Source organism: Alteromonas alvinellae (assembly GCF_902705805.1).
Genome location: NZ_CACSIH010000046.1, coordinates 35750 through 43918, shown reverse-complemented (window position 1 = coordinate 43918; position 8169 = coordinate 35750). Strand labels below are relative to the sequence as shown.

Below are 8169 nucleotides of genomic sequence, written 5' to 3'. Positions count from 1 at the left end.
GGGTGATCGGAATGGGCCGGAACATGCAACTTTCTTCCTTGAGTTTAACGCTTCACTATTTTCAGAAATATCACTGAGCAATTCGTTAAGTATTTTCTGAGTATAGAAAGGAGGTTTAATCAGTAAACCTTCAAGTGTGTTTCTTAATAATGATCTGACTGTCTCTTTATTGGGTGTATGAAGCTCCCGCTTCTGATTAAGAACAGGATGTGCAGAAAGATGTCGTTGCTTCTGTAGATATCTCAAGTTTTCATGCTCGGCACCGTCAATTAACTTTGTTGTTTTGTAAACCTCGTCAATCAATGTTATTTCCCAAGCTGAGGACTTATCATCTTGTTTCTGAACTTTTGTCACTTTCTTTAGAATTTCTTTAGCTTGTGAGTCATCGTATAAGTCCACCAAATGCTCCAACTTATAGATGATATCGCAGACAGCTACCGACCACAGCATCACAACTGACGAGCGATAATTTTCATTCTGATATGATGATAGAACCTCTGAAAAATAGTCCCGAGTTTTGCCAAAATGAATCCTTTCTGAAATCTTCTCTAATGAAAACTCGATCAATCTTGTTTCTCCAAATAACCTTAGGGGCAGTATAAGCGTAAAATGCTAATTATATCGAAAAAGGCGACCTGATAAAGGTCGCCTAGAGTTACTGCGTCAGCTTTTTCCATCTCGCCTTACACGCGTATAGCCAGGTTTCAGAATCCAATCCGAAAATCGCTTCGATCTCATCTGAAAAATAGCTCAAGAACGTTTTTATATGGCTATGATAATGCAATAGCACCTTCAGTGCCGAGGCATTTTCTCTGTACTTGCCGCCCCCATCTGTTAGTTCTGCTTCTACAGCTTTGCTGATTGAGATTCCCAACCAGCGCCCCACCTGATCCCTATGCAGATAAATGTATCTATCGTAACTTACAGCTATCTGATCATTGTCCTCGGTCACGGTTGCTAGCAATAAAATTGTAGAGTCGTCTCCAACAAACGGTGAGCGGGACTGCCGTACATATTTTCTTACGATGCTGTGTTTGCTGTCTTTCATGTAAATATTCCTCTTTTTGACCTCAGGAATAATTAGGTATTCGATAGGGAAATTATTCGCCCCCCTTTTCAAACTCAAAATTCATTTGCCCAGAGAAAAAATCAATATCATCTTCTGTCCATTCCGCATAAAACTCCGGTTCGCTCAGTACAACGCCGATGAGTTCACGTATCACGGGAAAATATGCAGGATTCGACACAATGTGATTTTGCAAAATGACATTCATAATAACGTCTTCGATATGCTGATTGTTTCTGTACTGACTTCCATCGAACTCATCTCGATAAGCCATAAATGCATTTGCTAGGTTATTAAAAACATCGGATACGATTGCAGAGCATAGGTATGTATTCGTAGTCATGAATTTTCCTTTTTATTGTTATTCATAATTACTTAGTCTCTCTATCAGAAAAATTTCCCTACTACTGACTTATTAAAAGATAAGACTAACTAGGAAAGGAAATAAGACATGACGCATCTATCAGTTGTTGAACAGCCAAAGCATTGCATCTCAGATGATGAGGACTACATTGCTTTATACGAGAGCGAAGGCTCATATATCTATTACGTGAGAAATTATGCAGCTCAAACTGAGTTTCTGCTGCTCAGCTTGGATTTGATGATGAGTTTGGACGAGAAGTTCAGAACCGTGGCGGGCGTTTATTTCACACCGCACTTCTCGGTTCTGAAACATTTTGAGTCAGAAGTCACGCAGCACGTTCTCGAAAGCGCCGCGTTGCCTCATTTTCATTATTTGTTCAACTGTAGCGTTTCAAAGTTCATCAAGAGACTTTGAACTACTGAAGCCAGCAATTTGCTGGCTTTATTTCAAAAGGGCCAATCGAAATATAATTTATACCCCTCTGGAGGATTCTTGAGTTTGCTTAATATAAACTCTTCCAACTCATCTCCACTATCAGTAAATAGAGCTGCATAGTCAGGCACATCAGTCATATAGCGTTTATGTTTCCTGCAATCAATACATTCACTGTTTTTTGTATTTCTGATCCAGCCCTGCATATGTGCTTGGCTTAGTTTCACTTGAATCAAAACTGGATCTGGGATGTCAACACGTTGCCGCTCAAGACATTTCTCACACTGGTAGGCTGATTTAAAAGTTTCGGCTCCCTCACTTTCCGCAAGCCTTTTACGTTTACCATTTTCTAGCTGTGCTGCACGATTCAGAATTTAGACCTCACAAACTTACGACAAAAGCCCTGTCACCATACCAATAACTTATAAGACGTTACCTGCCATGTAACGGCAGGATTCAGACTTTTTAATTCCGTTTAACTTTTTTCAAAAAAGCTGAATTCTCGTCTAACCGGAACAACTGAAGTTACCTCAGTCTGAGTAATAATTCACGCATCAAAACCAACTATTTCATCAACATTCTGTGGATAACTTGATATGAATACTTTGTATACCTTGATTAACGAGTTCGGAGTAGAAGACATTCCTCTTCGAAATGAAACTATTAAGAGTTGGCTGGGAGAAACCAACGTAGCTCACTTTCAGCAACGACTGAACAAAGAGCCTTCCTACAAACAGATTCGATCAGAATACAAGGGCTGCATTAGCCTTTTTGGCCTTGCCAAGCTGATAGATTTAAAACGAAAAAAACCGAAAAATGAAGTAATGGAGACAACTATGAATTCTACTACCCTTAGCCTACTTGCCCAGTTTGGTAGCGCAATCATCCCATTCACCGATGTAGTGGAGAAGTACATCGAAGTATCCTACGACACTGCTATCAAGCAAGTTAAAGCTGGCGACATCGAACTTAATATCTTTCGCCTTGGCAACCGTCAGAGCAGCCCGTACTTGGTACATGTTGATGATCTTAGCGCTTTGCTTGAGAAAAAACGTAAGAATGCGATGGAGTCGCTTAAGGAGTGTGCCCGAGAATTGGCTTCTGCAAGAAGGAAACGTTAATGGCGTCATCCTTCCACGAATGCTCAATTAAGCGTTTTGAAGCAATGATTTCCCCTTACCCCAAGCTCGCCATATTTTGGCATTTCAATGGTTCGCTCAGCGAACTCACACTTATTGATGATAGCAAGGTTTACATGAACCAAAATGAGCGCCTTCTTTTCCGCTTTTTTAAAGCGGTATGGACGCAAGATGAGAAAGATATTGCTGCATTCAATTATATTGAAGCTGCATACATGTTTGAGGAAAAAGAGCAAAAGCTCTTACTAAACTTTCTAAAGGCTCCCTTTCTGCCCTAAAAAATGATGGACATGGATGTCTTCTTGTTCATTAAGAGTCAGCGTTCATAAAAAGTGAACATTTAAAAATAATGAACAAAGGTTGCAATTCCGTTCATTTTTTCGTACCGTTCAACAATAGTGAACATAAAAGATAAATGAACAAATGGATAACTTACTAGCTGAAGCTGCGAAACTATTAGCCGCGAATACCAAGCTAAATGTCACTTATACGCATCACAATGCCCGAAGTGCTGAGGAAACGGACGGACAGCTGACGATCACTCACGGAAACCAGAAACATACTTGGTGTGTGGAAGAAAAGGAGGGGCTTACTCGCCACAGACTACACAAGCTTCAACTAGAAAAAATAGTTTTTAACAACAAAAAAACACTTATAGTCACAACCTATATCAATGAGAACATTGCCGAGCTTTGCCAGGAATTGCAAATCGATTATCTCGATCTGGCAGGTAATGCGCACCTCAACATACCTCCCTTTTATATCGATATTAGAGGCAAGAAACCACCTCAAGAGCATCAAATACAACACGCGAGAAAGCTAACAGGAAAGGCGTTTCAACCTAAAGGCATGAAACTGGTCATGATGTTGTTATTGAAGCCTGAGCTTGTTAATCAGCCAATGCGGGTACTTGCGGAGCAAGCTGAAATTGCTTTAGGCACGGTAAAACAAGTTTTAGATGACCTTAAGCAACTCACATTTGTTCTCGAAAAAGGGAAAAAGGGACTCGTCCTCAACGAAAAAGATCTGCTTCTAACGCGATGGCTGGACGCTTATCCACACAACATGGAAGCAAAACTGGAGCAAAAGCTATATGTGCCTCAGAATATAGAGCAGCTTCGTAACGCACCACTAGATAAGTACGGAGCACTCTGGGGCGGAGAGGTCGCCGCTGATGCCTATACTCATTACCTTACCCCCAAAACATACCAGATATATGCTGATACTGAAGCACATAAAACCCTATTAAAAACGTTCAGGCTACGCCGATTACGTGCTGAAGAGACAGACGTTAATATACTGAAAATTGTAGAGCCGCCTGTGGGAATCGATAAAATTAGGGGTGAGTTACCTGGCTATATCGCGCCATTGCTAGTCTACGCTGAACTACTCAACAGCGATGACCCTCGCAACCTTGAAACTGCCAAAAGGATCTACCATGACCACCTCGCTTGATGTATCCGAAAAACTGCCCAAAGGGCTTGTCGAGGTATATAGTCAAATCCACGGTATTGCCGCAGAGCTAAGTGTTCCGTTGCTAATTGTAGGGGCTACTGCACGGGATATTATCTTAGTTCACGGCTATAACGCTGCTATCGAGCGCGGTACGAAAGATGTGGACTTTGGTATCGAAGTGCAGAATTGGGCGCATTACGAAGTGTTACGAACTGCACTGATAGAAGCGGGATTCACACCGCACTCAAAGAAGGCACATCAACTAGACACGACTGACAGTGATGGCTTGCCTTGGGAAATCGACTTGATCCCGTTTGGTGGGGTCAGTGACGATAACGACCAGATCGCTTGGCCGCCAAAACAAGATTTTGTTATGAGCGTGCTAGGGTTCGATGAAGTCTATCAAAACGCATGGGACGTTACCCTGACAAAAAATCCTGAACTTAGTGTAAAAGTAGCACCTCCGGCAGGCATCTTATTGCTAAAACTTATCGCCTGGACTGAACGAGGCCGTGAGTATCAAGGAAAAGACGCCATTGACATCTATTATGTCATAAAACACTACAGCAAAATTCCTCCTATAACAGATGCGCTTTACGACCAAGATTACATGGATGCGCAGGATTACGACATTATGAATGCCACTGCAATGTTGTTGGCGGACGAAGTCGCGGCCATTGCAAAGGAGAAAACTATGACCTACATAAAGCAGGCTTTGCTAAACAACAATAGAGTCTTAGAGCGCCTGAAGGTTGATATAACAAAGTACACTGTCGCAGATTATGACGAAACAAACATACTCATAGAAGTTATAAAAGATAGGCTAAATGAGGGATAAAACCATCGGTTGTTTCTGGATATTTCCGTCAATATCCTTACACTGAGGAACACAATAGGAATACAACGAATGCCACTTTTTAACGAAATCTCCATATATATCAACGCGTTTTAAAATTAGGCGTGACTATCCAGCATTGGAGCGACAGAGAATTTACGATTTAATGGGGTGATAGACACGACAATAACCTCAAAAACAATTGGTACCTTTAGACCTCGCTTACACGAGAGCGGCGTATAGTACCTATGTTCAATAAAAAAACAATGTTGCTTTCTATTATTTAAGAGGCTTAATCGCCCCTCATAAAAGCAGCCTGATTTGCCATACCTTTATTTGATAATCATGAATAAGTTAACTTACTGAAAAGAAAATGTTTTTGCTTAAGGCGTTTTTACAGATATTCGCCATTATTATGCTTTTTGCGTATTTCCAAGTTAGCGATTAGTCGCTATTGTATAAAGCAACAATAAAAATTATTAGCACAGACAAAAATGTGATAGCAGTATGTAGGTATGTACAATCCTAAACACTGCGCCTTCCGGAGACATTTTATGGCGGACAAGAAGCCGAAGGATCAGCACGCGCAAGACGTTTCTAAAACAGAAAGCGCTCCTCAACCCGCTGATGAGCTTGCACAACTTAGAGAAATACTATTCGGTCAAACAAACCGTGCTTTTCGAGCAGATCTTTCTGCCTTGGAATCACGGGTGAACGACAGTTTTACAAAACTAAACGCACATCTTGATGACCAGTTCAATGATATACGTAAGCTTATCGATCAGCAGATCACCGAACTTTCAAACCAGTTAGCCAGTGCTAATGACAACCATAGTAATGTGCAAGAGCAGTTACAGCACACTACAGATAAGCTACAAAGTGAATTAGAAATAGCCGAAACTGCTGCCAAGAATGACAACGACGCGCTAGAGGCGCATGTAGTTAAAGAACTGGAGTCACTGGACAACTTGTTTAGCAAACGTCATCAAGAGTTGTTAGAAAAGCTACAGCAGGTTACTAGCGAACTTTCAGAGAGTAAAACCGACAGGAAAACACTGGCAAACTTACTTTCAACCATGGCAACCAACCTCGCGACCGATCATTAATTAATGAGTGACAAGGTGCCGCCGTCTGAAATGCCGGACAGCTCTCTTGAAAAAGTCAGAGAGCTGCTTATTGGTCGAGATGACAAGTTCGTTCAAGAGAAGCTGCAGCGCGATGCCAAAGGCATCGTGACTAATGTTGTCTCCGAAGCGCTGTTTGATCGAGAAACAAAAGATGGTTCGGTTAACAAGGTACTCGTTCCCCTTGTAGAAAAGTCGCTGCACCGTTCTATAGAAGCCAATAGCGAAAAGATTGTCGGCACACTTTATCCGTTAGTCGGCACGCTGGTAAGAAAGGCGGTGTCTTCATTTCTTGTAGAATTTGTCGAGCGCACAAACGCGCTAATTGAAAATAGCTTCAGCCCTAAAAGTGTATCGTGGCGTTTTAAAGCGTGGCAATCAGGAGTCAGATATTCCGAATACGTTGCATCGCAAATCTATCAATATCAAGTTCAGCAACTTCTTGTCATACATCGAGAAACCGGCACCCTACTGCATAGTATTTCATCTGATCCAGAAAAAGAAAAAGATGCCGACCTAATTTCATCAATGCTGGTAGCCATTAATGACTTTGTTGCCGACGCTTTTGGTGTTACTGCTAACGAGTCTGACAACGAGCTGGGCGAGATAAAAACCGAAGACTTTACGTTATTAATTAAAATTGGACCGCAAGCTTTGCTTGTTGCAGCTGTTACTGGGAGCATCCCGCCAGAGGTACGCGGAAAACTGCAGCAAGCCCTAGAGGAGTTTCATCGATTTTATCAGCAGCCGTTAATTCATTACGATGGTGACAACGCTCCGTTTGATGGTTGTGAGGCTATTCTTTCTGATTGCTTGATCAGTGAAAGAAAAGAAGGTGAAGGTAAAAAATCAAAACGCATAGTAGGCGCTGCGGTGATAGTAGTTATCTTTGCCGCACTAGCAATATTGTCGTTTATGCGATTGTCACTTAGTATTTTAAAAAGTGATTTGCACGAGCTTACTCCTCCCCCAGGTATCATAGTAACAGACACCTATATTTCTAACGGCAACGTGCACGCCAAAGTGCTGCGCGACCCCGTAGCCATCAACATAGAAGAATGGCTAAATGAAAGTGCCATTGATGCGGACAAAGTCACCATTATTGAGGAGCCATTTGTTTCTTTAAAACCGAGTGTAGTCGAGCGCAAACTTGAGAGGCTAATTGACGACTATCCACTTAGTGAATCAGAAAGCATTTCAGTTGAAAAAGGTGATAATCGCCGCTTTGTTATCTCAGGCACCGTATTTACTCCTACCGCAGTTAACCTTACTCAGCAAATAAGCGCGATACCAGGTATTTCAGCGATTACCGTTGATACAAATACACTTGATGTACAAGCGGCTTATGAAGTCGATGATGCAGTCCTTCAAAAAGCTGCGTTAAATCGACTAGTTAACAAGGTTTCTTCACAAAATGTACTTTTTGCTACTAACCAAGAAGCGCTTTATGAAGTACAGTTAGCAAAACTAGAAGCACTTGCAAACGACATAAAACAATTACTAACGTTTGCAGACAAGACAAGTACTGTGGTTAGTATTGTCGTGATGGGCGCCAGCGACAATTCAGGGTCAAGCGCCCGCAACCGCGCTTTGAGCCAAAAAAGAGCAGAGAATGTTGTGAATTCATTAATTTCACTAGGCATAGAAAGTGATATTCTTATACCCGTAAGCTTAGGAGAGCTACCATTGCAGAAAGCATCAATGGGGCGTTCAGTTATGTTGAATGTTTTAATATCCAGTGAGCAGTAGTAAGG

9 protein-coding genes and 1 pseudogene are annotated in these 8169 nt (G+C 41.7%); 7 read left to right on the top strand and 3 right to left on the bottom strand.

The window, feature by feature from the left end:
• From ACX5KA_RS03625 to ACX5KA_RS03615, 3 genes and pseudogenes are all read right to left on the bottom strand, one after another.
• Nucleotides 1-567 (bottom strand): annotated as a pseudogene (locus ACX5KA_RS03625) (hypothetical protein); the annotation flags it as partial.
• A gap of 88 nt (nt 568-655) precedes the next feature.
• The gene (locus ACX5KA_RS03620) at nt 656-1048 is read right to left on the bottom strand and encodes a hypothetical protein (protein WP_168481885.1); all 393 of its coding nucleotides are present in this window, start codon (nt 1046-1048) and stop codon (nt 656-658) included.
• 52 nt (nt 1049-1100) lie between these two features.
• Nucleotides 1101-1409 (bottom strand): hypothetical protein, encoded by a 309-nt coding sequence (locus tag ACX5KA_RS03615; RefSeq protein WP_110289538.1) that lies wholly within the window; start codon nt 1407-1409, stop codon nt 1101-1103.
• A 108-nt stretch (nt 1410-1517) separates the two neighbouring features.
• Between ACX5KA_RS03615 and ACX5KA_RS03610 the strand changes: the two genes are divergently transcribed.
• From ACX5KA_RS03610 to ACX5KA_RS03580, 7 genes are all read left to right on the top strand, one after another.
• Nucleotides 1518-1844, top strand: a complete 327-nt coding sequence (locus tag ACX5KA_RS03610) for a hypothetical protein (protein WP_110289537.1) — start codon at nt 1518-1520, stop codon at nt 1842-1844.
• Between the two features lie 614 nt (nt 1845-2458).
• Nucleotides 2459-2983, top strand: coding sequence for a pyocin activator PrtN family protein (locus tag ACX5KA_RS03605; RefSeq protein ID WP_458730430.1), 525 nt, complete (start codon nt 2459-2461; stop codon nt 2981-2983).
• Entirely contained in the window at nt 2983-3279 is a 297-nt protein-coding gene (locus ACX5KA_RS03600) for a hypothetical protein (RefSeq protein WP_110289535.1), read from the top strand. The genes ACX5KA_RS03605 and ACX5KA_RS03600 overlap by 1 nt, the downstream gene beginning before the upstream one ends.
• A 145-nt stretch (nt 3280-3424) precedes the next feature.
• Nucleotides 3425-4456 (top strand): type IV toxin-antitoxin system AbiEi family antitoxin, encoded by a 1032-nt coding sequence (locus tag ACX5KA_RS03595; RefSeq protein ID WP_458730429.1) that lies wholly within the window; start codon nt 3425-3427, stop codon nt 4454-4456.
• Nucleotides 4440-5294, top strand: coding sequence for a nucleotidyl transferase AbiEii/AbiGii toxin family protein (locus ACX5KA_RS03590; RefSeq protein ID WP_458730428.1), 855 nt, complete (start codon nt 4440-4442; stop codon nt 5292-5294). The genes ACX5KA_RS03595 and ACX5KA_RS03590 overlap by 17 nt, the downstream gene beginning before the upstream one ends.
• 551 nt (nt 5295-5845) lie before the next feature.
• Nucleotides 5846-6397, top strand: coding sequence for a hypothetical protein (locus ACX5KA_RS03585; protein WP_039216337.1), 552 nt, complete (start codon nt 5846-5848; stop codon nt 6395-6397).
• Nucleotides 6398-6400: 3 nt separating this feature from the next.
• Nucleotides 6401-8164, top strand: coding sequence for an OmpA family protein (locus ACX5KA_RS03580; protein WP_458730427.1), 1764 nt, complete (start codon nt 6401-6403; stop codon nt 8162-8164).
• The last annotated feature ends 5 nt before the right edge of the window (nt 8165-8169 follow it).